This window comes from Stutzerimonas sp. NM35 (genome assembly GCF_054604355.1).
Genome location: NZ_CM137728.1, coordinates 1,159,126 through 1,182,292, shown reverse-complemented (window position 1 = coordinate 1,182,292; position 23,167 = coordinate 1,159,126). Strand labels below are relative to the sequence as shown.

Annotated in this window: 22 protein-coding genes and 1 pseudogene; 11 read left to right on the top strand and 12 right to left on the bottom strand. The window is 61.0% G+C overall.

Translation table 11 applies throughout. From position 1 onward, the window contains the following. The first annotated feature begins 49 nt into the window (after nucleotides 1-49). Entirely contained in the window at nucleotides 50-1,684 is a 1,635-nt protein-coding gene (locus tag ACYCFC_RS05690; protein ID WP_181084225.1) for a methyl-accepting chemotaxis protein, read from the top strand. A 136-nt stretch (nucleotides 1,685-1,820) separates the two neighbouring features. On the opposite strand, the gene ACYCFC_RS05685 is transcribed toward ACYCFC_RS05690, so the two are convergent. Further along, on the bottom strand, nucleotides 1,821-2,270 hold the full coding sequence (locus tag ACYCFC_RS05685; protein ID WP_459653386.1) for a MerR family transcriptional regulator: 450 nt from the start codon (nucleotides 2,268-2,270) through the stop codon (nucleotides 1,821-1,823). A gap of 102 nt (nucleotides 2,271-2,372) precedes the next feature. Between ACYCFC_RS05685 and ACYCFC_RS05680 the strand changes: the two genes are divergently transcribed. Further along, nucleotides 2,373-3,308 carry an NAD-dependent epimerase/dehydratase family protein gene (locus ACYCFC_RS05680; RefSeq protein WP_459653385.1) on the top strand — a complete coding sequence of 312 codons (936 nt, stop codon included), beginning with the start codon at nucleotides 2,373-2,375 and terminating at the stop codon, nucleotides 3,306-3,308. A 17-nt stretch (nucleotides 3,309-3,325) separates the two neighbouring features. Here ACYCFC_RS05680 and ACYCFC_RS05675 read toward each other — a convergent pair whose 3' ends face one another. Together ACYCFC_RS05675 and ACYCFC_RS05670 are read right to left on the bottom strand one after the other, a co-directional pair. Next, complete coding sequence (locus ACYCFC_RS05675) at nucleotides 3,326-4,393, bottom strand: saccharopine dehydrogenase family protein (protein WP_459653384.1); 1,068 nt, start codon at nucleotides 4,391-4,393, stop codon at nucleotides 3,326-3,328. Then, nucleotides 4,390-4,656: pseudogene (locus tag ACYCFC_RS05670) on the bottom strand (hypothetical protein); the annotation flags it as partial. The pseudogene ACYCFC_RS05670 and the gene ACYCFC_RS05675, both read right to left, overlap by 4 nt. Nucleotides 4,657-5,147: 491 nt before the next feature. On the opposite strand from ACYCFC_RS05670, the gene ACYCFC_RS05665 reads away from it, so the two are divergent. The 5 genes from ACYCFC_RS05665 to ACYCFC_RS05645 all read left to right on the top strand — a co-directional run bounded on the left by ACYCFC_RS05665 (nucleotide 5,148) and on the right by ACYCFC_RS05645 (nucleotide 8,007). After that, nucleotides 5,148-5,417 carry a hypothetical protein gene (locus ACYCFC_RS05665; RefSeq protein WP_181084229.1) on the top strand — a complete coding sequence of 90 codons (270 nt, stop codon included), beginning with the start codon at nucleotides 5,148-5,150 and terminating at the stop codon, nucleotides 5,415-5,417. 134 nt (nucleotides 5,418-5,551) lie between these two features. Further along, nucleotides 5,552-5,833: a hypothetical protein gene (locus ACYCFC_RS05660; RefSeq protein WP_181084231.1), complete on the top strand. Its 282-nt coding sequence runs from the start codon at nucleotides 5,552-5,554 to the stop codon at nucleotides 5,831-5,833. 67 nt (nucleotides 5,834-5,900) lie between these two features. Beyond that, nucleotides 5,901-6,593, top strand: a complete 693-nt coding sequence (locus ACYCFC_RS05655; RefSeq protein WP_459653383.1) for a DUF421 domain-containing protein — start codon at nucleotides 5,901-5,903, stop codon at nucleotides 6,591-6,593. 78 nt (nucleotides 6,594-6,671) lie between these two features. Beyond that, on the top strand, nucleotides 6,672-6,836 hold the full coding sequence (locus ACYCFC_RS05650) for a hypothetical protein (RefSeq protein ID WP_181084235.1): 165 nt from the start codon (nucleotides 6,672-6,674) through the stop codon (nucleotides 6,834-6,836). A 61-nt stretch (nucleotides 6,837-6,897) separates the two neighbouring features. Then, nucleotides 6,898-8,007: a DNA topoisomerase IB gene (locus ACYCFC_RS05645; protein ID WP_459653382.1), complete on the top strand. Its 1,110-nt coding sequence runs from the start codon at nucleotides 6,898-6,900 to the stop codon at nucleotides 8,005-8,007. Between the two features lie 41 nt (nucleotides 8,008-8,048). On the opposite strand, the gene ACYCFC_RS05640 is transcribed toward ACYCFC_RS05645, so the two are convergent. From ACYCFC_RS05640 to ACYCFC_RS05615, 6 genes are all read right to left on the bottom strand, one after another. Next, the gene (locus ACYCFC_RS05640) at nucleotides 8,049-9,011 is read right to left on the bottom strand and encodes a sensor domain-containing diguanylate cyclase (protein WP_181084239.1); all 963 of its coding nucleotides are present in this window, start codon (nucleotides 9,009-9,011) and stop codon (nucleotides 8,049-8,051) included. Nucleotides 9,012-9,013: 2 nt separating this feature from the next. Next, nucleotides 9,014-9,997, bottom strand: coding sequence for a response regulator (locus tag ACYCFC_RS05635; protein WP_459653381.1), 984 nt, complete (start codon nucleotides 9,995-9,997; stop codon nucleotides 9,014-9,016). A gap of 141 nt (nucleotides 9,998-10,138) precedes the next feature. Then, on the bottom strand, nucleotides 10,139-10,723 hold the full coding sequence (nfuA, locus tag ACYCFC_RS05630; RefSeq protein ID WP_181084243.1) for a Fe-S biogenesis protein NfuA: 585 nt from the start codon (nucleotides 10,721-10,723) through the stop codon (nucleotides 10,139-10,141). A 91-nt stretch (nucleotides 10,724-10,814) separates the two neighbouring features. Then, nucleotides 10,815-11,333, bottom strand: coding sequence for a cytochrome b (locus tag ACYCFC_RS05625; protein ID WP_459653380.1), 519 nt, complete (start codon nucleotides 11,331-11,333; stop codon nucleotides 10,815-10,817). A 32-nt stretch (nucleotides 11,334-11,365) separates the two neighbouring features. Continuing rightward, a complete protein-coding gene (locus ACYCFC_RS05620) occupies nucleotides 11,366-11,662 on the bottom strand; it encodes a DUF2218 domain-containing protein (RefSeq protein WP_459653379.1) in 297 nt (98 codons plus the stop codon). A 3-nt stretch (nucleotides 11,663-11,665) separates the two neighbouring features. Beyond that, a complete protein-coding gene (locus ACYCFC_RS05615) occupies nucleotides 11,666-12,508 on the bottom strand; it encodes a DODA-type extradiol aromatic ring-opening family dioxygenase (protein ID WP_459653378.1) in 843 nt (280 codons plus the stop codon). 102 nt (nucleotides 12,509-12,610) lie between these two features. On the opposite strand from ACYCFC_RS05615, the gene ACYCFC_RS05610 reads away from it, so the two are divergent. The 4 genes from ACYCFC_RS05610 to ACYCFC_RS05595 all read left to right on the top strand — a co-directional run bounded on the left by ACYCFC_RS05610 (nucleotide 12,611) and on the right by ACYCFC_RS05595 (nucleotide 16,676). After that, a complete protein-coding gene (locus tag ACYCFC_RS05610; protein ID WP_459653377.1) occupies nucleotides 12,611-13,522 on the top strand; it encodes a LysR family transcriptional regulator in 912 nt (303 codons plus the stop codon). A gap of 135 nt (nucleotides 13,523-13,657) precedes the next feature. Next, entirely contained in the window at nucleotides 13,658-14,461 is an 804-nt protein-coding gene (locus ACYCFC_RS05605) for an endonuclease/exonuclease/phosphatase family protein (RefSeq protein WP_181084251.1), read from the top strand. After that, the gene (clsB, locus tag ACYCFC_RS05600; RefSeq protein WP_459653376.1) at nucleotides 14,458-15,693 is read left to right on the top strand and encodes a cardiolipin synthase ClsB; all 1,236 of its coding nucleotides are present in this window, start codon (nucleotides 14,458-14,460) and stop codon (nucleotides 15,691-15,693) included. Before ACYCFC_RS05605 ends, clsB begins: the two co-directional genes overlap by 4 nt. After that, a complete protein-coding gene (locus ACYCFC_RS05595; protein WP_459653375.1) occupies nucleotides 15,690-16,676 on the top strand; it encodes a lysylphosphatidylglycerol synthase domain-containing protein in 987 nt (328 codons plus the stop codon). Before clsB ends, ACYCFC_RS05595 begins: the two co-directional genes overlap by 4 nt. On the opposite strand, the gene ACYCFC_RS05590 is transcribed toward ACYCFC_RS05595, so the two are convergent. The 3 genes from ACYCFC_RS05590 to ACYCFC_RS05580 form a co-directional block, all read right to left on the bottom strand. Further along, entirely contained in the window at nucleotides 16,656-17,855 is a 1,200-nt protein-coding gene (locus tag ACYCFC_RS05590; protein WP_181084255.1) for an MFS transporter, read from the bottom strand. The genes ACYCFC_RS05595 and ACYCFC_RS05590 overlap by 21 nt on opposite strands. 694 nt (nucleotides 17,856-18,549) lie before the next feature. After that, nucleotides 18,550-20,022, bottom strand: a complete 1,473-nt coding sequence (locus tag ACYCFC_RS05585) for an efflux transporter outer membrane subunit (protein ID WP_459653374.1) — start codon at nucleotides 20,020-20,022, stop codon at nucleotides 18,550-18,552. Continuing rightward, entirely contained in the window at nucleotides 20,019-23,123 is a 3,105-nt protein-coding gene (locus ACYCFC_RS05580; RefSeq protein WP_459653373.1) for an efflux RND transporter permease subunit, read from the bottom strand. The genes ACYCFC_RS05585 and ACYCFC_RS05580 overlap by 4 nt, the downstream gene beginning before the upstream one ends. Nucleotides 23,124-23,167 lie beyond the last annotated feature (44 nt).

The window sequence follows — 23,167 nt, the reverse complement described above, 5'->3', positions numbered from 1 at the left end:
CCGGCGTACGGATAATAATGATCAAGCCTCGACAGGAGCTCTCAAGCCAATGAATATGCTGCGTAATTTTCCGATCAGTAAACGTCTTTGGCTGATTCCGCTGGTATCTGTTGCCATGCTCTTCTTTCTCGGCCTGTTGATGATGCAGCAGGTACGCACCGACCTGTACAAGGGCAAACAGGTCATGACTCAGAATATCGTCGAAACGTCTCTGGGCATCCTCAGCCATTACCAGCAACTTGAAGCGAGCGGCGCCATGACTACAGCCGCCGCCCAGAAGGCGGCAATGGAGCAGGTAAAAGTGCTGCGCTATGGCCAGGATGACTACTTCTGGATCAACGATATGGGTCCAACGATGCTGATGCATCCCATGCGGCCAGAGCTCGATGGCCAGGATCTGTCCAAAAGCAAGGACCCGAACGGCAAGGAGCTGTTCAACGAGATGGTCAAGGTGGCACGCCTGCAGGGCGCTGGACTGGTGGATTACGAATGGGCCAAACCCGGCGAGAAGAATCCCGTACCGAAAATTTCCTATGTCCAACTGTTCAAGCCCTGGGGCTGGATCATCGGCTCGGGCATTTATGTGGACGACGTGGAAAAGGAATTCCAGGGCTACCTGGTACGCTTCTCGCTGATCGGCTTGGCTATCGCAACGCTGTTGGCAGTCATGGTTGCCATTCTTATCCGCAGCATTACGCAGCCGCTGAGGCATTCGATGCAGGCCATGGCCAATATCGCCAGCGGCGAGGCTGACCTGACGCGCGAACTCGATGTCTCCGGCAACGATGAGCTGACCGCCCTGAGCCGCGATTTCAATGCCTTCAGCCGCAAGCTGCGCAAGCTGATCGGCCAGCTATCGGATACCGCCAGCTCGCTGGATCAGTCATCCGGCACACTGGAGAAACTTGCCGAGCAGACGCACCAGCAAAGCCAGCAGCAGCTTCAGCAAATGGAGCTGGTTGCCACTGCCGTCAACGAGGTGACCTACGCGGTGCAGGAAGTGGCGAAAAACGCCGAGCATGCCTCCAATGAGGTTGGTGAAGCGGATAAACAGGCGGGGCTTGGTCAGCAGAACATCGAAGCCAGCCTGCAACAGATCGACCAGCTTTCCAGCACCATCAGCCAGGCCGTCAACGTTATTCAATCATTGGCGGATGAAACCACCAAGATAGGCTCGGTTCTGGAAGTCATCGGCTCGATCGCGGACCAGACCAACCTGCTGGCACTCAATGCGGCCATCGAGGCGGCGCGCGCCGGTGAGCAGGGCCGTGGATTCGCTGTCGTGGCGGACGAAGTACGACTGCTGGCACAGCGCACTCAGCAATCGACGGCTGAGATCCATACGATGATCGAGCGGCTGCAAAAGAATTCCGGTGCTGCCGTCAACGTCATCATGGAAAGCAATCGCGCCACCCAGGCCACCGTCGAACAGGCCAGCCAGGCGGGCGAGAGCCTTGGTCAGATTGCCCAGGCGCTACGCAATCTTTCAGGGCTCAATGCCTCGATTGCCAGTGCCACACTGCAGCAGACTCATGTGGTCGAAGACATCAACCAGAACGTGACCCAGGCCGCCGGCCTTGCTCACGAAAGCACCAGCGCCGCGCAGCAATCGAGCATTGCCGGCAAGCAGCTGGGCGAGCTGGCAGAACAGCTGAACCGGCTGCTCAGGCAGTTCAAGGTCTAGTCATAGCGGCGCGCATAGCTCCCGCAACCCAGGAGCTATGCGCAACGCTGATGAAGGCTTACTTCCAAGACGCACCAAGCCCGGCACGCGTTGCCGGCAAGGAAGCGATAGCACATACGCACTCCAGAGAATGCTTCTAACGGCGACGGGCCTTTGGGTTGGAGGCCGGACCGCTGACCGTTTCTACCAACTGCATTTCAGACAGCACACGCCGGGCATTAGCGGCGCAATCCATGTCCTGCGGCTTGGCTTCGATCTGCTGCATAAGCTCAACCAGTTGGGCCTTGCTTTGCGTGAGCTGTGCCTGCAGCGCCTCGATGTCCTGTACCTTGCGACGCAACGTGTCGAGTAGGGTGCCATGTTCCCAGCTGGCAAGATCACTGGGCAGCAGCGCCCGCAACTCGTCCAGACTGAAGCCCGCACGCTGTCCGGCTGCAATCAGCTTGAGCGCCAATACCGCATCGTCGTGGTAACTGCGGTAACCGTTGGCCTGACGCTCGACCGCCTTGAGCAGGCCGATGCGTTCGTAGAAGCGAATGCGCGAAGGCGCCAGGCCGGTGCGTTCTGCAAGTTCTCCAATCTTCATGATCGAGGGGCTCCGAGAGACATAAAGCTTTACGTTAAATCTTGGTTCAAGGTTAGTCTTCCAACCATCACGCCACAAGTTGCGATTCAAAAGGTGGACGCCATGCAGACGATATTGGGGGCCAATGGCCAGATCGCCATGGAGCTGGCGCGAGAGCTACAGCGCCAATACACGAACGATGTGCGGCTCGTAAGCCGCAATCCGAAGGTCAACGACACCGATAGCCTGACGCCCGCCAACCTGCTCGATGCGAAGCAGACCCTGGAGGCGGTCAAGGGCAGCAGCATCGTTTACTTCACGGCCGGCCTGCCGCCGGACACGGAATTGTGGGAAGCGCAGTTCCCCACGATGCTGAAGAACGCCCTGGCCGCCTGTCGTGCGGAGGGCGCGAGCTTCGCCTATTTCGACAACACCTACATGTATGCGCAGGATGCACGATTGCTGACGGAGGAAGCACCCTTTGCCCCGGTTGGCCGCAAGGGCAAGGTGCGTGCAGCCATGGCGTCCATGGTGCTTGAAGAGATGGCGCGAGGAGAGATCCCCGTCCTCATTGGCCGGGCACCTGAGTTCTACGGCCCGGGCAAGACGCAGAGCTTCACCAATGCGCTGGTCATCGAAAAACTCCAGGCCGACAAGACGCCGCGCGTGCCGGTACGTGACGACACGCGCCGCACGCTCATCTGGACACCCGATGCGAGCCGGGCGCTGGCAGCCCTGGGCAATGCACCCGATACGTTCGGCCAGACCTGGCACCTGCCGTGCTGCGACGACCAGCCAACGTACAAGGAGTTCGTCGCGATGGCCAGCCAGGTCTTCGAACGGGAATCATCCTATACCATCATCAGCAAGTGGGCGCTGACCACACTCGGGTTTTTCTCGAAGCCGGTGCGCGAGATCAGGGAACTGCTGCCCCACTATGAACAGGACAACCTCTTCGATTCCACGAAATTCAAGCGTCGCTTCCCCGAGTTTCAGGTGACTACCTATCGGGAGGGGCTGGAGCTGATCCGCCGGGCTGACGGGGGCAGATCATCGTGATGCTGCCCCGCGGAAACCTAAACAATCTGCAGCGGCCCTGAGCCAGGCAACCGCCCTATCAGATCAGCGCCTACCAGCCTGGCCGGCGTGTACGCGCCGCCAGCGGGTTGGGTGGTCATCAGGTGTTCCACCACGACCAGTGAGCCGTTTACAGTCAGGCTATAGCCATTATCGGTACGGATGCGTGCGGTCTTCTTCTGCCCACGTGCATTGATGGCCTCGCCCCAGACGAAAGTGGGCATCTGCGCGCGCTGCTCTTCGCTGGGCCCCCTCACCGTCCTGGCTATGCGCGCCTTGATCATCTTCTGTACCCACGACAGGCCGAGGATCGGCCGGACATAGTTGGCACGTCGGGCGCTGGCGATCATGCGCGGCGACCCTGGAATGAACACCTGAACGTTCGGAATACCCGTGGTGTGGTAAGCGGTGGATACGTCCCCCCAGGGGATCGTCATCGCCTCCTTCTCACCGTCACCAAAGTCGAGGGAGCGAACCTCGTAGGCCAGCGGTACGGTGATGATCTTGCCGTCACGACGAACCTTGCCTCCTTGCGCCAGGCCCTCGACAGAGGTCTTGGCGGTGCCGGGCGAGAAACCCGAGCGCGAATCGAAACCCAGCGCGAGGTGCGTCGCATCCGGCAGCGCCTGTTTCAGCGCAGCGGCAACGCAGTCGGTGGGAATGACATCGAAGCCCACGCCAGGACAGAGTACGACACCCGCGTCCTGCGCGCGGGCATTGAGCGACTGCGCCAACTCGAACACAGCGATCTCGCCGGTGATGTCCAGATAATGCGCGCGGCCCCGAAGACAAGCCTCCATCATCGGCGCAGCCGTCGCCGAGAACGGGCCGGCGCAATTCAGCACCAGCGCCTGGCCTTCAATCTGCCCGGTCAGTGCTACCACGTCATCGAGATCGAAAGCACGTGCTTCCAGTCCCAGGGCGCACGCCAGCACCTCGACACTGTCGCGCCTGCGGCCCGCCAGCACTGGCTTGAGCCCGCGCCGTGCCGCTTCACGGGCGATCAGCTCCCCGGTATAGCCGTTGGCGCCATAGATCATCCACTGCCTAGCATTGTGCTCACTCATTGCATCGTTCCTGTTCGGGTGGTGGTTTTCCGATCTCCCTGATGGTGCTTCCCCGGTTTCCCCAGCGTGAGCGAGACCGCCATATCGGCGAGTTTGCCGAAAGGCGCATGCAGCAGGCTGGGCAGGTTCCAGCGGCCCTGCACGAAGACGCCCTTGGCATGGCTCATCGCACGGAAGCCCTCGATACCATGGTAGGCCCCCATGCCGCTCGGCCCGACGCCGCCGAAAGGCAAGTCATCCTGCGCCACATGCATCAAGGTGTTTCAGTCGCCTGCGCGAATGTGGCAGCGGCCAGCAGGCATGCGCTGAAGAGAGGGGCAAGAGAAGTGCTTTTCATGGCGTTGCCTCAGGGTTGGAGAGGAGATCGCCGCAAAGCATAAGTTTTAAGTTAACTTCAATGTCAACCACCTTGTCCGCCCCTGTCCAACGGCGCATCGCACCTCGATGCATCGCATCAAGGAGAGCGCCTCAGCAGGCAGTGGCATTTTTCATTGCATGCTGATTTCCAGCGAAGCAGCGTGCTGAGGAAGCATTGAGTTCTTTCAGATCAATGGGTTACAAATCTTTCAAAGCTCCTGCCTCGGTCTCCAAAAATCTCATACCTTTGGCTAATTGAAAAAATATTCTCCATTTCTAAATTTCGATGTGACTTAGTGGCCCCCTGATTACATCAATGCTATGTAAGTCCAGCGACGGCAGCCCGACGCCTGGACAACTTCGTTTTCCGGGTATCACACAGAGAGACATTTGCCCCATGAACAACCCCCTTCGCTTCAATGACGCTCTTTTGATCACTGACCGCGCCTTCAAGCCATTCCATTGCGTAGCCTGGACGCTGCTCGAAGGCAACGGCGAGCTCAGCATCACCGTCGTCGATGACAGCGAGTCCCGCACCCTGGGCCACTGCAAGCTGTCCAGCAGCGTCTATTCCGATCCGGTCAAGCTCGGGCAGACCCTGGAGCAGGCGCGCGCCGACCTGAGCCGTCAGGGCGCCCACCTCGCCCCATGGCAGATGCCTGAATAAGCTCACGAATACACCCAAGGCCCGGCTGCGCAAGCGCCGGGCTTTTTTGTTTCGATCGCACCTCCCCTCCCCTGCAACTGATCCATTCTTGCGTTTCATGGTCCCACCTGTAACAGGACAAACAGGAGCGATCTATGAAAGGCGCCGAGGCCTACGTCAACGACCAGTGGCAGAGCAGCGGTCTGGCAGACCTGCCGGAAGGTCCCGACAAGCATTGCATTACCCTGAAATTCATCATTCCTCGGGACGCCCAGTTCACGGGGCTGCTCACGCACGTCTGCGAAGTCGCTCGAAAAAAACTGAGCGAGCACTATCCGGGCCGCCGGGTGACACACAAACCCGTGATTGGCTCGGTGGTCGGGGATGGCAGTGGCGATGGCATCGACCTGATCTTCGAGGTGGCCCCTAAGCAGTAGTTGATCCTCTGCTCCGAGCCGTCGCTATTTCTGCTCAAGCAAAAGATCTTTCACGGAAGTGACCGACATGATCCCCTTCGACTGGCAACGCATGTGGCTGAACGATTTCCCGCTGCTGTTCGTCGCCGAGGTCGCGTTGCGCGCGCTCTTCGCCTACGTGGCGGTATTCATCTTCCTGAAAGTCAGTGGACGCCGTGGCATCCGGCAGCTGTCGCTGTTCGAACTGGTGGTGATTCTCACCCTGGGCTCGGCGGCAGGTGACGTCTCCTTCAATGAGGATGAGCCGCTGCTGCCCATCGTCACGGTGTTTGTCACGCTATTGCTGCTCTATCGTCTGACAATGCTGGCGATGGAGCATAACTCCCGGTTTGAGAACTGGATGGAGGGCAAGCCGATCACCATCATCAAGGACGGCCTGTACGAGCTCAATAGCCTGAACCAATTGAACATTTCATCCGAGGAATTTTTCATGGAGCTGCGCCAGCAAGGCGTCGAGCATCTGGGGCAGGTACGCCTGGGTATCGTGGAGACCGACGGCGATATCAGCCTCTTTTTCACTGAATCCGAAGCGGTACGACCAGGACTCTCGGTGCTGCCGGACGAGCACCGCCCGGTTTACCGGGAAGTCCCGGCCAGCGCCATCTATGCCTGTACCCGCTGCGGCTTTACCCACAGCCTCGACAACCAGCAGCACGCTACCTGCCCACGCTGCCGAAACGAGAAATGGAGCCTGGCGCTGAGCACACAGCGCACGCACTGATAGGCGGGACGAACCGACGCCGCTCGTACCTGTCCTTACAACAGACAAGGCTTCCTCAGCGAACTGGAGATTGCACCCATGATAGGCGATTACGCATCGATAAATGACCATCTGGAAACCGCGCGCAAACATGCCGACCATGCCGAAACCAGCGCAGACCCTGCCCTTTATCGCGAAGCCATCGATGAGCTGGTCGCCGCGATCAGGCTGCTGATGCGCAACAGTGAGGAGCAGGAGAGCTGAGCCAAACACGGCATGCGCTCACTACTGACGCGCTGAATACCGAAGGCGTGGAGGCGTAAGCATGCTTCTCTTACAGGACGACCTACGCGCTGCGCCTCCCAGCCAGACTCCTTCTTCCGAGTCTGGAGATGCCGCAAGTTCAGCGTCATGTCCGACCCTTCCTTCCGACCTCAGCTACGTTGATGATGGCGAGGCCGGCATCAGCCGCAAGCTTCTGCGTGGCAAATTCGCTTACTTTCTGCCGAGCGGAAAACGTATCCGCGACCCTGACGAAATTCAGCGAATCAACAAGCTGGCGATCCCTCCGGCTTATAAGGACGTGTGGATCTGCCCGGACCCGCAAGGCCATCTGCAGGCCACCGGACGCGATGCTCGCGGACGCAAACAATATCGTTACCACCCCCGCTGGCGTGAAATCCGCGACAGCAACAAGTACGAGCGCATGCTCGAATTCGGCCAGGCACTGCCACGCCTGCGCAGCCGCCTCGAAAAGCATTTGGTGCTTCCCGGCCTGCCGCGCGAGAAGGTCATGGCGTTGGTGGTGATGCTGCTCGAATCGACGCTGATTCGCATCGGCAATCCACGGTATGCGCGCACCAACCACTCCTACGGCCTGACCACCCTGCGCACCCGGCATGTGGACATTCAGGGCACCTCGATCCGCTTCCAGTTTCGTGGCAAAAGCGGTGTGGAGCACAAAGTCACTCTGCGTGATCGACGCCTGGCCAGGCTCATGCGCCGCTGCATGGAGCTGCCGGGCCAGCAGCTGTTCCAGTATCTGGACGAAGATGGCCAGCGGCGGACCGTCAGTTCCAATGACGTAAACCTGTACCTGCGTGAAATGACCGGACGCGATTTCACCGCCAAGGATTACCGCACCTGGGCCGGCAGCGCGCTGGCATTGGAACGGTTACGCCAGCTGGAGTGCTTACCCGAAACGATAGCGAAGAAGAATCTGGTCGGAACGATCAAGCAGGTCGCCCGCCAGTTGGGCAATACCCCCGCCGTTTGCCGCCAGTGCTACATCCATCCCGCGATTCTGCATGCCTTCAGCGAAGGCGCATTGAGCAATCTGCGCGCCGCACGCAAGCGTAAATGGCTGAGCGCAGAGGAAGCTGCATTGCTGAAATTTCTCCAGAAAAGCGTAGCCCCCGCTCAACAGGCCGTGTGAAAACTACTGCGCTCGGTCATGCTGCGTTTTCACACGGCCTGTCAAGCCTGAGTTTGATGCAGCGTCACGCGATTGCGTCCGGCGGTTTTGGATGCGTACAGCGCCGAGTCGGCCCACTTGATGAGTTGTGCATGGTCACTGGAAGGCTGGCCGAGGTCGGCGATGCCCAGGCTGATGGTGAAACGAATGCTGTGGCTCTCATGCCGCACTTCGTAGCCTTCGATGGACTGGCGCAGCCGCTCGGCGAACACAAGCGCGCCCTGACTGTCGGTATCGGGCAGCAACACCACGAACTCTTCGCCACCGTAGCGCCCCGCCACATCGGAGTCCCGAATGTTCTGCCGGATCAGGTTGGCGGTGTGCTGAATCACCCTGTCGCCAATCTGGTGACCGTAGGTATCGTTGATTTGCTTGAAGTGATCGATATCGCACATCACCAGCGCCGAGTTGATGGCGTAACGACGATGCCGGGCATAGTCCTGGCGCAGCATTTCCTCCCAGTGACCGCGATTGAACAGACCGGTCAGGCGATCCGTACTGGATAGCCGCTGCAACTCCTCGTTCGCGGCCTGCAACTGATGCCGGTTGGTCGCTACATCGGTCACATCGTAGATGATCAGGCAAACCTGCCCGATCGCGCCGCTGATGCTCTTCAAGGGCAGCAGCGTGGTGTTCTGGTACATGAACTCCTCCAGCCCGGTGATAGGCTGGTAGTTCTTGAAGCGCAGCAGATAGGGGCGCTGCTCCCAGACGGTAAAGGATGGCGTTCCCAGGGCCACGACATTCTCGACCTTGCGCCGGAACCACTGTTCGTCAACCTCGGGAAACAGCTCGAAGAAGGATTTTTGTCGAGCCTCGTCCGGGAGGTAACCGGAACGGTTCTCCATGAAGGTGTTCCAGACATCCACCCGGTAGTCACGGTCCAGTACCACGACGCCAACATCGATATTCTGGACAATTGCCAGTAACCAATGGAGTTCGCTCAATTCGATCGAGTCGGTCATGCTCAGCTCATCAGGTAGGCGAGTTTACGGGACAGTAGCTCAACCGAATCTTCGGTGAACAGCAGCAACAGATCGAAGTGAATGTCGTGCCCCTCGACGCTGTAGCTGATTTCCACCGCCAGCGTACTCTTCCAGCGCTGCCGGTTGAGACGAATCAGCTCGGTGATGGAGGCGTGCTGGCCCAGCACCTGTGGATGGCCCTGGGAAAACACCACGTCGATCTGTTCGGCAATGCCACTGAGACAGGCACTGATCAGCAGGCTCGACAGGTCGAGCAGCATTTCCAGTTCACGATATTCGGCGGTGCGCATCAGGCGGGCCATCTCGGATACTTCCGAATCGTGGAAGATCAACAGCGCCTCGCCGGCAATGCCGCCACCAATATACCCCTGGCAAACTGCCGTGAGTCTGTCGCTCTGGGCCGCATCGGCAAGGGCCATGTGCAGCTCGCCAACTTCGAGGATGTTCACGTTCGGCACGGGCAGTTGCACGAACACACCGAGCACTTTGGCCAATAGCGCCGCAGCCCGCCCCATCGCGATATTCACGACTTCACGAAAGGCATCGCGAAACCCCACCTCGCCTGCTTCTCGCATACCGAGCATCGACAGGTCGCCGCCCATCAACCCCAGACCTGCCAGAGTTTGCTGCAAATGCACGGGATCGGCGGGTTTGCGGATAAAGGCCAGCGCACCGAGATCCAGCACACGGCGTACCGCTTCTTCCTGGATATCCGCCGACACCACGATGACCTTGCAACCAATCGAGTCTGCACGCAGCTCGGCCAGCACCTGGTAGCCGTCTATGTCGGGCATGGTGAGATCGAGCAGAACGACATTGATGCCGCCCTGCCGAATCCGAGCCAGGGCCTCTCGCCCACCAGCCGCCTGATGAATATCCAGTGGCCAGGCAGCCGGTAGCGCACGCAGTAATTGCTTGCGCGCCAGGTTCGAATCATCGCAAATCAACAGGGAAACGGAAGACATGCAGCACTCGCTTTTCGCTTTCCAGATTGCCGAATCCGGACAGCTTATCTCAGCAAACGAGCGCTGTGGTGGTGACGCCACGAAATAGTGGCATTTTGCCAAGAAACTATCGGAATGGGCCGCAATAGCGGCCCCTCTTCATCAATAGTAGGCATTTTCCCGATTGGTATGGTCTGTCACGTCACGAACGCCCTTGAGTTCGGGAATTCGTGCCAGCAGGGTCTTCTCGATCCCTTCCTTGAGCGTCACATCCGCTTGGCCGCAGCCTTGGCAACCGCCACCGAACTGCAATACCGCAATTCCCTCGTCGACCACATCGATCAGCGTCACCTGTCCGCCATGACTGGCCAGGCCGGGGTTGATTTCAGTCTGCAGGTAATAGTTGATGCGTTCGTTCATCGGGCTGTCTTCATTGACCATGGGCACCTTGGCGTTGGGCGCCTTGATGGTCAGCTGCCCGCCCATGCGATCAGTGGCGTAATCGACCAGCGCATCTTCCAGAAATGGCTCGCTGGTGCCATCGATCCAGGCGGTAAAGCTTTTCAGGCCAAGGGCAATGTCATCGGGCTTTTCCTCTCCCGGCTTGCAATAGGCAATGCAGGTTTCCGCATAGGGCGTGCCCGGCTGAGTGATAAAAACCCGAATGCCGATGCCCTTGGTGTTCTGCTTTTCCAGCAGATCGGCCAGATAATCGTGTGCAGCGTCGGTAATGGTAATGGCGCTCATGGGAACTCCTCTCAGACATGGGCGCAGTGTACGCCAACCACTGCGCCGGATAAAGTCCTAGTGTTTTGGTCGGATAAACCCACAAGCCATCTTAGAGCATCCGCCGCAGCACATCGTCACCCTTGAAATGATGCAGGAAGGCCATGCCCGTATGGCCGATTACCAGCAGCAGCGTGATCCAGGCCACTGGCGAATGCAGGCTGCCCAGGCTCGCCGCCCATCCGATTTCCGGTCCTTTGGCTGCCAGCTGCACGCCGAATACGGTCAGGCCATAGCCATTGCCGAGCATGGTCAACACGCCGGTGATCGGCATCAACGCCATGCCTAGATACAACGCCAAGTGCCCCGCCTTGACCACGAAGGCCGTCGCCGGATCATGCTTCGGGCGTTGCTTGAGCTGGCTCGATGCCCAGACGATCCGCACGACCACCAGCACCAACAACAGCGCGCCGATGGATACATGCCAGGGCACCAGAGTCTGACCGACCCAGTGTTCGCCGTCACTGATGCGATCAAAGAACTTCAGGAACTGCCAGAGAATCAGTCCGCCCATGAGCCAGTGCAGCCATTTACTGACGCTTCCGTAGCGCTCTTTCGAGTCATTGATCATTTTATGTGCTCCTTTCGTTCATTCGGAATTCATCAGTGCCAATCGAAGCTGAGGGTTTCCCCGGTGGCCATACGCTGCAGATGATCGGTGACCACCTGTTGCAATTGCTGCAGCTGCTCGGGGTCTTCAGCCTGCAGGGAGACGTTCAGCCCCGTTTCGACCACACGAAGCCGGCAATCGCCGATGCTCAGCTGGATCTCACCCTCGCGCTCGTCATGGCGCACCGGAAACTTGTGGCCCCAGTGCTTGCAGAGCCGGTTGATCAGCCGCGAGGGGTTTTCGGTTGCGACCGTGGCGACGGCCTTCTTGCCGGATAGATCAATGTGCATTTTTCAAACTCCTCGGTTGCTGCCGAACCCGAAGGCCGACAATGTGGTTTCCATGACGCGGTCGCTGAACAGCCTGCGCCCGCTCGAATCGTTGGCCGCCCCGACTACCAGCATCAACGGCAGCAGGTGCTCCTCGCCACCCTCGGGGTGACATAACCTTGCCGAAGGCGCTTGTTCCCAGTCCGCCAGCGCCGCTTCGCGCTGCTGCGCCGGGGCCTCGATCACGCTGCCCAGCCAGGCATCGAACTCGTCCGAAATCGGCCCGAAGCGGGCGTCGCCATAGCCGCGCATATTGTGAAAGCTCATGCCGCTGCCGACGATCAGCACGCCTTCATCCCGCAGCCCGGCCAGAGCCCGGCCCGCTTCGAGCAGTACACGGGAATCGAGATCCTTGCGCAGCGATAACTGAACGACCGGGATTTGCGCATCGGGAAACATCAGCTTCAGTGGAATGAACATGCCGTGGTCGTAACCACGCGCCTCGTCCCGACACGCATCGAGCCCGGCTGCGCCCAGCAGCTCGACGATGCGCGAGGCCAGTTCGGGATGGCCCGGCGCCGGATAGCGCAGCTCATAGGTATGCGCCGGGAACCCGTAGTAATCGTAGATCAGCCCCGGCTGCGCGGCGCCGGTGACACGGAATTCGGATTCCAGCCAGTGTGCCGAAACCAGCAGGATCGCCTTCGGCTTTTCCGGCAGGCTCGCAGCCACACCCTTGAGGAAGCGGGCGGTGGCGTCCCAGGCATGGGATGGATGCCAGTCCATGAAGAAACATGGCCCGGCGCCATGGGGTACGAACAGTGTCGGCATACGGTTACCGTTCGCTAAAAGGTTGGGCGTTCGCATGGAGAAGGCCTCCTGAAAGAATATGGGGCCAGCATGAATTAACATGCATGACATTAGAACCGACCAAAAACCACTAACAGTTATCATCAGGAGTAGGAACTGTTGCTCGATCGCATCACCAGCATGCGTGTGTTCGTGCGTGCGACCAGCGCCGGCAGCCTCTCCGCCGCGGCTCGCCATCAGGGCATGTCGCCGGCCATGGCGACCAAGCACGTCGATGCCCTGGAGGCGCGCCTGGGTGTCAAGCTGTTTCACCGCAGCACACGCCGATTGACGCTGACCGAAGCCGGCAACCGCTATCTGGAAGCCTGCCAGCGGATTCTGTCCGACATCGACGAAACCGAAGCCGGCATCGCTTCGCAACGCATCGAGGCCAGCGGCCTGCTGCGCCTCAACGTGCCACTGACCTTCGGCATTCATTACATCGCGCCGCTGCTGTTCGAGTTCAGCCACCGGCATCCGGCGGTGAAGGTGGAGCTGGGCCTGACCGACAGCCAGGTCGACCTGATCGACGGCGGCTGGGACATGGCGGTGCGCATCGGGCGCCTCGGTGACAGTTCGCTGCAAGCGCGCAAGCTCGGCGACGTTCCTCTGGTGCTGTGTGCGGCCCCCGCCTATCTCGATGCGCGAGGGGTACCACGCCGGGTCGCCGATCTGGCGCAGCACAATTGCCTGACCTACAGCCTGTCCACGAGCACCAACGCTCACGAATGGGTATTCGGTCGCAACGGGGATATTCGCATCAAGGTCGATGGCGACCTGGTGGCCAATAACGGGGAAGCGCTGCTTGCTGCCGCGGTGCAGGGCCAGGGCCTGATCTACCAGCCGCTGTTCATCGCCGTGGAGGCGGTGCGCCGTGGCGAGCTGGTGGTCCTGGAGCTGGACCATCCGACGCTGACCATCGACGGCATCTACATCCTCTACCCACCGGACCGACGCCCGCCGGCAAAGGTGCGTGTGATGATCGACTTTCTTGCCCAAGCGTTTGGCAGCACTCAGCCCTGGGGTCTATAGCGACGAAAAGCTGAACTGCCGCAGGCCCGGTCAGTCGGAATAACAGACCTGCCGTGAACGGCATGACCGTTTTATCCGACGCTGCGCCGACCGAGGTTCCTAAGCCCGTGCCGGCCAGCCTGAAGGAGCCGCTGCGTGACTCTGGACAAAAATCAGCATCTGCACAGCGCCGACCTGGACAGCCACCTGGCCACTGCGGTGGAGTCGGTCCGCATCCTCACCGTCAACACCCACAAGGGCTTCACCGCGCTGAACCGGCGCTTCATCCTGCCGGAGCTGCGTGAAGCGGTGCGCTCCGTATCAGCCGACATCGTGTTTCTCCAGGAAGTGCTGGGCACCCATGAAAAGCACGCCCTGCGCTTTCAGGACTGGCCGAAGATGTCACAGTACGAATTCCTTGCCGACAGCATCTGGACCGACTTCGCCTACGGTCGCAACGCGGTCTATCCGGATGGCGATCACGGCAACGCGCTGCTGTCCAAATTCCCCATCACACGCTACGAAAACCTCGACGTGTCCATCGGCGGCCCGGAGCGGCGCGGCCTGCTGCACAGCATTCTGCAGGTGCCGGGGCACAATGACTTTCATGCGATCTGCGTGCACCTGGGCCTGCGCGAGTCGCATCGCCAGAAGCAGCTCGAACTACTCTGCCAACTGCTCGATTCGCTACCCGAAAACGCACCTGTGGTGGTTGCCGGCGACTTCAACGACTGGCGCCTGAAAGCCGCCCGGACCCTCAATCGTTGCGCCGGCATGCACGAGGTGTTCGCCCTCTCTCACGGTCAGGTGGCCAAGACCTTTCCCGCACGCTGGCCCATGCTGCGCCTGGACCGCATCTACGTGCGCAACGCCACCAGCCATGAGCCGCAAATCCTGGGCAACAAACCCTGGACGCACTTGTCCGATCATCTGCCCCTGGCGGTGGAGATAAGGCTATGAACTTTCACTGGAGAGACGGCAATCGTCTTCAGTTGCTGGAAAACGGCGAGGAATTCTTCCCGACGGTCTTCGAGGCCATTGCCGCGGCGAAAAAGGAAGTTCTGCTGGAAACCTTCATTTTCTACAAGGACAAGGTCGGCGCCCAGCTGCAGGAGGTCCTGATCGGTGCGGCTGAGCGTGGCGTCAGCGTCGAGGTGACCGTCGATGGCTACGGCTCGGCCGACCTCAACGGCGATTTTGCCTGCGCCATGGTCCAGGCCGGCGTGCGCATCCATATGTTCGATCCGGGCAAGCGCCTGCTCGGCAAGCGCATCAACGTGTTCCGCCGGATGCACCGCAAGCTCGTGATAGTGGATGGCGAACTGGCCTTTATCGGCGGGATCAACTTCTCGGCGGATCATCTGGCGGAATTCGGCCCGGAAGCCAAACAGGATTACGCCCTGCAGGTCGAAGGGCCAGTGGTCCACGACATCCATCGCTTTGCCCTGGCCAATATCGCGCCCCCTCAGGCCGGACGGCGCTGGTGGCAGCGCCGGGTCCGCGTCCAGAGCAACGGCTTCGTCGGGATCAATCGTGGCGAGGCGCGGACGCTTTTCGTCACCCGCGACAACGACGACCATCGCAACGACATCGAACAGCACTATCTGCAGGCCATACGCGACGCGCGCTCGCGCCTGCTGATCGCCAATGCCTACTTCTTTCCCGGCTACCGGGTGCTGCGCGAGATCCGCAACGCGGCGCGGCGCGGCGTGCGGGTGCGTCTGATCCTGCAGGGCCAACCCGACATGCCCATCGCCAAGTTCGGCGCGCGCATGCTCTACAACTACCTGATGAACGCCGGCGTGGAGATCCACGAATACTGCCGGCGCCCGCTGCATGGCAAGGTCGCACTGGCCGACTACGAATGGTCGACCGTGGGTTCGAGCAATCTCGACCCCCTCAGCCTGTCATTGAATCTGGAAGCGAACCTGATCATTCGTGATCACAGCTTCAACCGCAGACTGCACGAAAGCCTTGACAGGCTGCTGCAGGAGGATTGCCGCCGAATCCCGCTCGAACGGATCGTTCGCGGCTTCTGGTGGCGCGCGCCACTGGCCTTCTTGATCTTCCACTTCCTTCGCCACTTTCCGCAGCTGGTGGGCTTTTTCCCGGCACACAAACCCAGGATGCAGTTGCTCGCCCCCGAGCCGCTGGAACCCGCTCCCACGCCTTTGCAGCGAGACCATCGATGAACCGACATGCCATGAGTGATGAGCCTCGCAGTGTCTGGAAACGGCGCTGGCCGACAATAAAAAAAGTGCTCACCTATGCCTTCTTCCTCTTGGTCGCCGGCCTGCTGATCGGCCTGGCGCGGAGCCTGGACTGGGCCGAAGTCAGCGAAACCCTGCGCGGCTACAGCGCGCAAACCCTGCTGTTGGCCGGTGGCGCGGCGCTGGTCAGCTATGCCGTGTATTGCTGCTACGACGTTCTCGGCAAGGCCTATGTCGGTCATCATCTGCCGGTCAGGCAGGTCATCCCCATCACCTTCGTCTGCTACGCCTTCAACCTCAACCTGAGTGCCTGGGTCGGCGGCATCGCCTTGCGCTACCGGCTCTATTCACGTCTGGGTCTGGGCACCGCACAGATCACGCGCATCTTCACCATGAGCGTGCTGACCAACTGGGTCGGCTACCTCTGGCTGGCCGGTGCGATCTTCGTCATGGGCTGGATCAAGCCACCAACGGACTGGCAGATCGGCGCGAGCGCGCTGCGCCTGCTGGGCGTGCTCCTGATCGCGACAAGCCTGCTTTACTTGGGGCTATGCCGCTTTTCCAAACGCCGGCAGTGGTCCATTCGCGGGCACGAGATCGAACTGCCCTCCTGGCGGCTGGCATTGATCCAGATGCTGCTGGGCGCCGCCAACTGGTCGTTGATGGCCCTGGTGGTGTACTTCATGCTCTCGCGCAATGTCGAGTACCCGCTGGTACTGGGTATCCTGCTGATCAGCAGCATCGCCGGGGTGATCACTCATATCCCCGCCGGCCTGGGCGTCATCGAAGCCGTCTTCGTCGCCCTGCTCGCCGGCAACATGAGCAAGGGCAGCATCGTTGCCGGACTTATCGGCTACCGCGTGATCTACTTCCTCATCCCGCTGCTCTTCGCGACGCTGGTCTATATCCTGCTCGAAGCCCGCGCCAAGAAACTGCGCAGTTCTTCAGCCCCCACGCATCCTTGAGTGGAGGAAGAAGCACAGCGCAAGCGGCGAAGCCAAGGCGATGACCGTACCGCCGAACAGGGTGATCGCCGTGGGCAGGCCATAATGGTCGGCGATCCAGCCGACACCGAACAGCGGCGCGATGCTGCCGACGTAGCCACATACAAGGTAGGTGGAAATCAGGCCGGAACGCTGGGCCGGGCTGGCGATGCGGTTGACCATGCTGATCCCGCCCAGCAGACACAAGCCATGACCGAGCGCCGTGGAGCAGACGCCGATGATGAACATCAGGCTGGAGCCGGCGTTGAAATTGAGGATCAGCAAGGCATTGCTGAGAACGATCGCCAGCAGGCCAAGCAGGCCGCACCAGCGCACCGGAAGCCGGGCACACAGCAACTGGGTTCCCGCCGAAGCCAGCAGGATCACGCCGATGGCGGTCCCGCTCACCACCGGCCCGTGCCAGGGCAGCATCTTTTCCAGGAACAACGGTGCCATGGACGCATAGAGGCCGAACACCCCGAAGGCGAAAAACGGGCAGGCACAGGTCAGGATAAAAGGCCAGGTATCGCTCCGAGCCGTCCAGGTCAGGCGCGGAATAAAAGCCCGCCAACCAAGCCCTGTACCCGTCGTAGCTAGCGCATGGGGTTTGAGCTCGATGCGCAGCAACGCATAGCCCGCCAGCACGCAAAGCACCAGGGTCGGGATATAGGTCACGACCAGCGGATGCGGCAGCCATTGGCCGATGACCCCGCCGGTAAGCGGCCCCAGCCCGAAGCCGAAAGCCAGCAGGAAGCTGGTCATCATCGATACCCACTGCGAATTGTCGCCTTTGGATATCTGCATCAACCCTACCGTGGAGCTGGTAACGATCAGGCTGGAAGAAAGCCCTACGGCAAAGCGCCCGACATTCAGGCTCGACAGGTCCCAGGCGAGCATCGTCAGCAACGTCCCGCACCAGCCCAGCAGCAGCCCGAGCAGCATCACCGCACGGAAGCCCAAGGTGTCCGACAGACGCCCCATGAACAGCAGGCCACACAAGGCACCCAGCATGTACAGCACATAGATCAGCGAAATCTCGCTGGTGCGCAACTGCCAGGCTTCCTGATACAGAGGATAGAGAGGGGAAATGAGCGCCGTTCCCATGACGCCTACGCACATGGCGAAACAGACCCAGGGAAAGGCTGACCAGTTGTTTTTCATTGAATGCCTGCAGAGCTTGAGGCCGGACAAGCATTATGAACGATTCGTCCAGGCGGCCTCGACGAATACCGTAGAGGCCTTACATTACTTGCATTAGAAGGCCCGGACGAAGGGCCTTCCAAATGATGAAGATCCGCTATCTAATCAGGAGGTCACTACCTTGGGAGACATGCTCCGCTTTACGGCGCTGGCCATGTAGTAGTAAGTGACGACTCCGCGACGTGCGTGCTGCAGAGCAAACTCGGCGAGGTAGACCTGATGCGGGAAATTCACAATTGCCTCCATTGGCATAACACACTGGTTGCCCCGAGGGTTATGGGGCTGGTTGAAAGTCTGCCTTGCCCTGGTTTCTTGTGGAAACAGACAAAGGTCATGGGGAAGATTGAACGAATCTATCCATGCACCCCCGCCTTTGGGCTTGGCCTGTAACACCATACAGGGCAGGCGAAGCGGCTTTCCCAAGCCTGGCGTGCCCTGTATGTCTGGTGAGACTGCGCAAAACCGCAGGAGTCACATCTTCCGCCCGCTGAAAGCAGATATTTTTTGCTCTCTGGGCACATGGAGGTAAAAAGCCAGGATTGGCTGATGAATATATTCGCAACAAGACCGAACACGTTCGGCCCTGCGAGCAGCGCAGGCGGTGCATGGCCAAATACCTACAGCCAGCGACACAGCAGCAAACGCAGGGCCGAATTCATTCGGCCAGCGCTTCCTCGGCCAACTGCTCGCTATGCCAGCCACCGCCCAGTGCCGTCACCAACTGGACGCTGGAGGTCAGGCGGCTGCCCAGCAGGCTCAGGCTGGTACGTTCATTGTTCAGCGCGGTGGTCTGCACGGTGACCACGCTGAGGAAATCCACGGTGCCGGCGCGGTACTGGTTTTCAATCAGGCGCAGCGACTCCTGTGCGGCCTCCAGCGCTTCGCGCTGCACTTGCGCTTCCTCGGCCATCACCCGCAACTGCACCAGGCTGTCTTCGACTTCACGGAAACTGTCCAGCACCGTCTGCCGATAGCTGGCCACGGTCTGGTCGTAACTGGCTTCGGCCTGTTCGATCCGCGAGCGGATCAACCCACCATCGAACAGGGTCATGGCGAATTCCGGCCCGATGGACCAGAAGCGGTTGGGCGTCTGGATCCAGTCATCCAGGGTGCCGCTGCGATAACCGCCCGCCGCGCTCAGGCTGAGATTGGGAAACCAGGCGGTCTTGGCCACACCGATCTCGGCATTGGCGGCCATGACAGAACGTTCGGCAGCCGCCACATCAGGGCGCCGTTCCAGCAGTTGCGACGGCAGCAGACCGGGAATCTGCGGCAGGCGCGGAATATCCTCCGCCTCGGCCACTGACAACTCCGAAGGCGGCACACCGATCAGGACCGCGATGGCATGTTCCAGCTGGGCACGCTGGTATTGGAGATCGATGGCCTGAGCCTGGGTGCTTTTCAGCTGGGTCGTCGCCTGGCTGACATCGGATCTGGGCACGATTCCGGCACGGTACTGATTCTCGCTGATGCGCAGCGAACGCGCGTAGGCCTGCACCGTGGCGTCGAGCAGGCGCTTCTGGGCATCGAGCACCCGCAACTGCAGGTAGTTCTGCACCAGTTCCGACTGCAGGCTCAGCCGCACCGCCGCAAGGTCGGCGGAACTGGCCTGCATGCTTGCGCGACTGGACTCCAGCCCCCTGCGCAGGCGCCCCCAGAGATCCAGCTCCCAGCTGGCGGCGAAATTCAGATCGTAGCTCTGGGAAACCCCGCCGCCGCCAGCACTGGTGACCGTGGAGCCATCCGGCAGCGTTGTGGTACTGCTGCCTGTGCCCCGACCGGAACGTGTTTTGCCGACATTGCCGGACAGCGACGGGAAGAAGCCGGCCCTGGCGCCGCGCACCAGCGCCCTGGCCTGGCGATATTGCGCCTCGGCTGCGGCGAGATTCTGGTTGGAAACATTCAGGCGCTCTACCAGGGCATCCAGTTCGGCATCCTCGTACAGCTGCCACCATGGCCCGCCAAGAAACTGGTCGGCGGGCGTGGCCGGCTTCCAGCCTTCGGCCTGTTTGAACTCGCCAGCCGTCGGCAGATCCGGGCGCTGGTAGTCGGGGCCGAGGGTACAGGCTCCCAGGGACAGGCTCATGACCAGCACGGCCAGGGGGCGCAGGGGGAATAGCGAACTCATAGCGGATTATCCATTGCGGCATCGGTGCGAACACCACGCCAGCCGTTGAAACGATGGCGCAGGCGGTCCAGGTACAGGTAGACCACAGGCGTGGTGTAGAGCGTCAGAATCTGGCTCAGGATCAGTCCACCGATGATGGTCAGGCCCAGCGGCTGGCGCATCTCGGCGCCTTCCGCACCGCCCAGCAGCAGAGGCAGCGCGCCGAGGATCGCCGCCAGGGTGGTCATCAGGATCGGGCGGAAGCGCAGCAGGCAGGCACGGCGAATCGACTCTGCCGGCGGCAGCTTGTCGTTGCGCTCGAACTGCAACGCCAGGTCGATCATCAGGATGGCATTTTTCTTTACCACGCCGATCAGCAGGAACAGCCCGAGCAGCGAGATCAGGCTGAACTGCTCGCGCATCAGAATGATCGCCAGCAGGGCCCCGACCCCCGCAGAAGGCAGCGTGGAGAGGATCGTCAGCGGATGGATGTAGCTCTCATAGAGAATGCCCAGCACGATGTAGACCAGCACCAGCGCGCCGAGGATCATCAGCGGCTGCCCCTGTTGAGTGCTTTCAAAGGCGCTACCGGAGCCACCCAAACGCCCCTGCACTTCACTGGGCATGCCGATGGCGGCTACCGCGCGCTCTATCGCCCGCGTTGCCTGATCGAGGCTGACACCCGGCGCCAGATCGAAGTCGATATTCTCCGCGGCGAACTGGCCTTCATGGCTGACACGGTCTTCTTCCAGGCTGCGCTCGTAACGGGCGAACGCGGACAGCGGCACCCGCCGGCCATCGCTGGTGATGACGTTGATCTGCTCCAGCACCTCGGGATGCTGGGCATAGGCCGGATCGATCTCCATCACCACCCGGTACTGGTTGAGCGACTCATAGATGGTGGAAATCTGCCGCTGGCTGAAGGCATTGTTGAGCAACGTGGTCACCGTGCTCATGTCGATGCCCAGGCGCTTGGCCTCGTCGCGGTCGATCTTCAGGCTGATCTGTTGCGCGCCCTCGCCGTCATTGGCATCGATGCTGGTCAGCTCCGGCAAGGCCATCAGCGCCCGCGTCACCAGCGGCGTCCAGGTGCGCAGGTCGGCCAGGTCGCTGGCCAGCAGGTTGTAGGAATACTGCGAACTGCTCTGGCGGCCACCGCCGAACTGCAAATCCTGGTCGGCCATGAGGAACATGCGCCCGCCCGGCACTTTCGGCTGATTGGCACGAATCCGTTCGATGACCTTCTGTGCGGAAATCTTGCGCTCTTCCAGCGGTTTGAGCCGGACGATCATGAAGGCGTTATTGATGCCGCCGCTGCCACCGATAAAACCGGCGACGCTCTCCACCGCCGGATCGGCCAGCACGGCCTGCCGGTAGATTTCCATCTTCGGCTGCATCACCTGGAACGACAGGCCATCGTCGCCACGGATAAAGCCCGTCAGCTGGCCGGTATCCTGCTGCGGCAACAGGATCTTCGGCACCTCGATATAGAGGAAGACGTTCAGGCCGATGGTCGCCAGCAGGCTGATCAGGGTGATGCGCCGATGCCGCAGCGCCCAGCCCAGGGAGCGGTCGTAATGGCGCAGCAGCCATTGATGAGCCTCATGGCTCCAGCGATGCAGACGACCGTCATGCTCAGGGTCGTGCGGTTTCAGCCAGCGCGCGCAGAGCATCGGCGTCAGCGTCAGCGAGACCAGCAGCGACACCAGAATGGCCGCCGCCAGGGTGATGGAAAATTCGCGGAACAGGCGCTCGACGATACCGCCCATGAACAGGATGGAAATGAACACCACCACCAGCGAGAGGTTCATCGACAGCAGCGTGAAGCCCACCTCGCGGGTGCCGATATAGGCGGCGCGCATGGGCGGTACACCCTCGTCGATATGCCGCGCGATGTTCTCCAGCACCACGATGGCATCGTCCACCACCAGGCCGGCGGCGAGAATCAGCGCCATCAGCGACAGCACGTTGAGCGAGAAGCCGAACAGGTACATCACCGCGAAGGTGCCGACCAGCGACACCGGCACCGCCAGCGCCGGAATCAGCGCGGTACGCAGCTTGCCGAGGAAGAGGAACACCAGCACGATGACCAGCCCCACGGCGATCAGCAGCGTGCGCTCGGCCTCGTGCAGGGTGGCGCGGATCACTGGCGAACGATCCATCGCCACCGCCAGGTTGACGCTGGCCGGCACGATGGCCTGCAGCGCGGGCAGTTCGGCGCGGATGCCTTCGATGGTCTCGATGATATTGGCGCCGGCCTGGCGGTTGATGATCAGCAGCACGGCGCGGTCATTGTTGAAGAAGCCGTCGTTGTAGCGGTCTTCCACCGCATCGCGCACCCTGGCCACATCGCTCAGGCGCAGCGCGGCGCCCTCCTGATGGCGAATGATCAGCGGCAGGTAGTCCTCGGCCCGATGCAACTGGTCGTTGGCCTGCACCTGCCAGTGGCGATGGTCATCCTCGACCATGCCCTTGGGCCGACGCACGTTGGCGTTGGCGATGGTCTGGCGCACCTCGTCGAGGGAAACCCCGTACTGTTCCAGTTGCTGCGGCTGCAGTTCGACCCGCACCGCCGGCAGCGAACTGCCGCCCACCTGCACTTCGCCGACGCCGGGCACCTGCGAGAGCTTCTGCGCCAGGATGGTCGAGCCGATGTCGTAGAGCTGGCCCTTGTCCAGCACCGCGGAGGTCAGCGACAGCACCATGATCGGCGCCTGCGCCGGATTGACCTTGCGGTAGCTGGGCATGCTGCGCATCCCGCTGGGCAGCAGGTTGCGCGAAGCGTTGATCGCCGCCTGCACATCCCGCGCGGCGCCGTTGATGTCGCGCTCAAGGTCGAACTGGATGATGATCCGCGTCGAGCCCTGGCTGCTGCGGCTGCTCATCTGGCTGACCCCGGCGATACTGCCGAGCGAACGCTCCAGCGGCGTCGCCACGCTGGAGGCCATGATCTCCGGGCTGGCCCCCGGCAGGCTGGCCTGCACGGTGATCACCGGAAAATCCATGTTAGGCAGCGGCGACACCGGCAGCAGACCGAAACTCACCCCGCCCAGCAGCAGGATCGCCAGACTCATCAGCATGGTCGCCACGGGGCGGGCGATAAAGGGGGCGGAGAGGTTCATAGCGGGAAAGCCGCTGGAGGCTGAAGGCTGAAGGCTGGACGAAT

Coding starts and splice junctions, on each gene's coding strand:
- ACYCFC_RS05690 (WP_181084225.1), top strand. CDS start 50: ATGAATATGCTGCGTAATTTTCCGATCAGTAAACGTCTTTGGCTGATT.
- ACYCFC_RS05685 (WP_459653386.1), bottom strand. CDS start 2,270: ATGAAGATTGGAGAACTTGCAGAACGCACCGGCCTGGCGCCTTCGCGC.
- ACYCFC_RS05680 (WP_459653385.1), top strand. CDS start 2,373: ATGCAGACGATATTGGGGGCCAATGGCCAGATCGCCATGGAGCTGGCG.
- ACYCFC_RS05675 (WP_459653384.1), bottom strand. CDS start 4,393: ATGAGTGAGCACAATGCTAGGCAGTGGATGATCTATGGCGCCAACGGC.
- ACYCFC_RS05665 (WP_181084229.1), top strand. CDS start 5,148: ATGAACAACCCCCTTCGCTTCAATGACGCTCTTTTGATCACTGACCGC.
- ACYCFC_RS05660 (WP_181084231.1), top strand. CDS start 5,552: ATGAAAGGCGCCGAGGCCTACGTCAACGACCAGTGGCAGAGCAGCGGT.
- ACYCFC_RS05655 (WP_459653383.1), top strand. CDS start 5,901: ATGATCCCCTTCGACTGGCAACGCATGTGGCTGAACGATTTCCCGCTG.
- ACYCFC_RS05650 (WP_181084235.1), top strand. CDS start 6,672: ATGATAGGCGATTACGCATCGATAAATGACCATCTGGAAACCGCGCGC.
- ACYCFC_RS05645 (WP_459653382.1), top strand. CDS start 6,898: ATGCTTCTCTTACAGGACGACCTACGCGCTGCGCCTCCCAGCCAGACT.
- ACYCFC_RS05640 (WP_181084239.1), bottom strand. CDS start 9,011: ATGACCGACTCGATCGAATTGAGCGAACTCCATTGGTTACTGGCAATT.
- ACYCFC_RS05635 (WP_459653381.1), bottom strand. CDS start 9,997: ATGTCTTCCGTTTCCCTGTTGATTTGCGATGATTCGAACCTGGCGCGC.
- nfuA (WP_181084243.1), bottom strand. CDS start 10,723: ATGAGCGCCATTACCATTACCGACGCTGCACACGATTATCTGGCCGAT.
- ACYCFC_RS05625 (WP_459653380.1), bottom strand. CDS start 11,333: ATGATCAATGACTCGAAAGAGCGCTACGGAAGCGTCAGTAAATGGCTG.
- ACYCFC_RS05620 (WP_459653379.1), bottom strand. CDS start 11,662: ATGCACATTGATCTATCCGGCAAGAAGGCCGTCGCCACGGTCGCAACC.
- ACYCFC_RS05615 (WP_459653378.1), bottom strand. CDS start 12,508: ATGCGAACGCCCAACCTTTTAGCGAACGGTAACCGTATGCCGACACTG.
- clsB (WP_459653376.1), top strand. CDS start 14,458: ATGAACTTTCACTGGAGAGACGGCAATCGTCTTCAGTTGCTGGAAAAC.
- ACYCFC_RS05595 (WP_459653375.1), top strand. CDS start 15,690: ATGAACCGACATGCCATGAGTGATGAGCCTCGCAGTGTCTGGAAACGG.
- ACYCFC_RS05590 (WP_181084255.1), bottom strand. CDS start 17,855: ATGAAAAACAACTGGTCAGCCTTTCCCTGGGTCTGTTTCGCCATGTGC.
- ACYCFC_RS05585 (WP_459653374.1), bottom strand. CDS start 20,022: ATGAGTTCGCTATTCCCCCTGCGCCCCCTGGCCGTGCTGGTCATGAGC.
- ACYCFC_RS05580 (WP_459653373.1), bottom strand. CDS start 23,123: ATGAACCTCTCCGCCCCCTTTATCGCCCGCCCCGTGGCGACCATGCTG.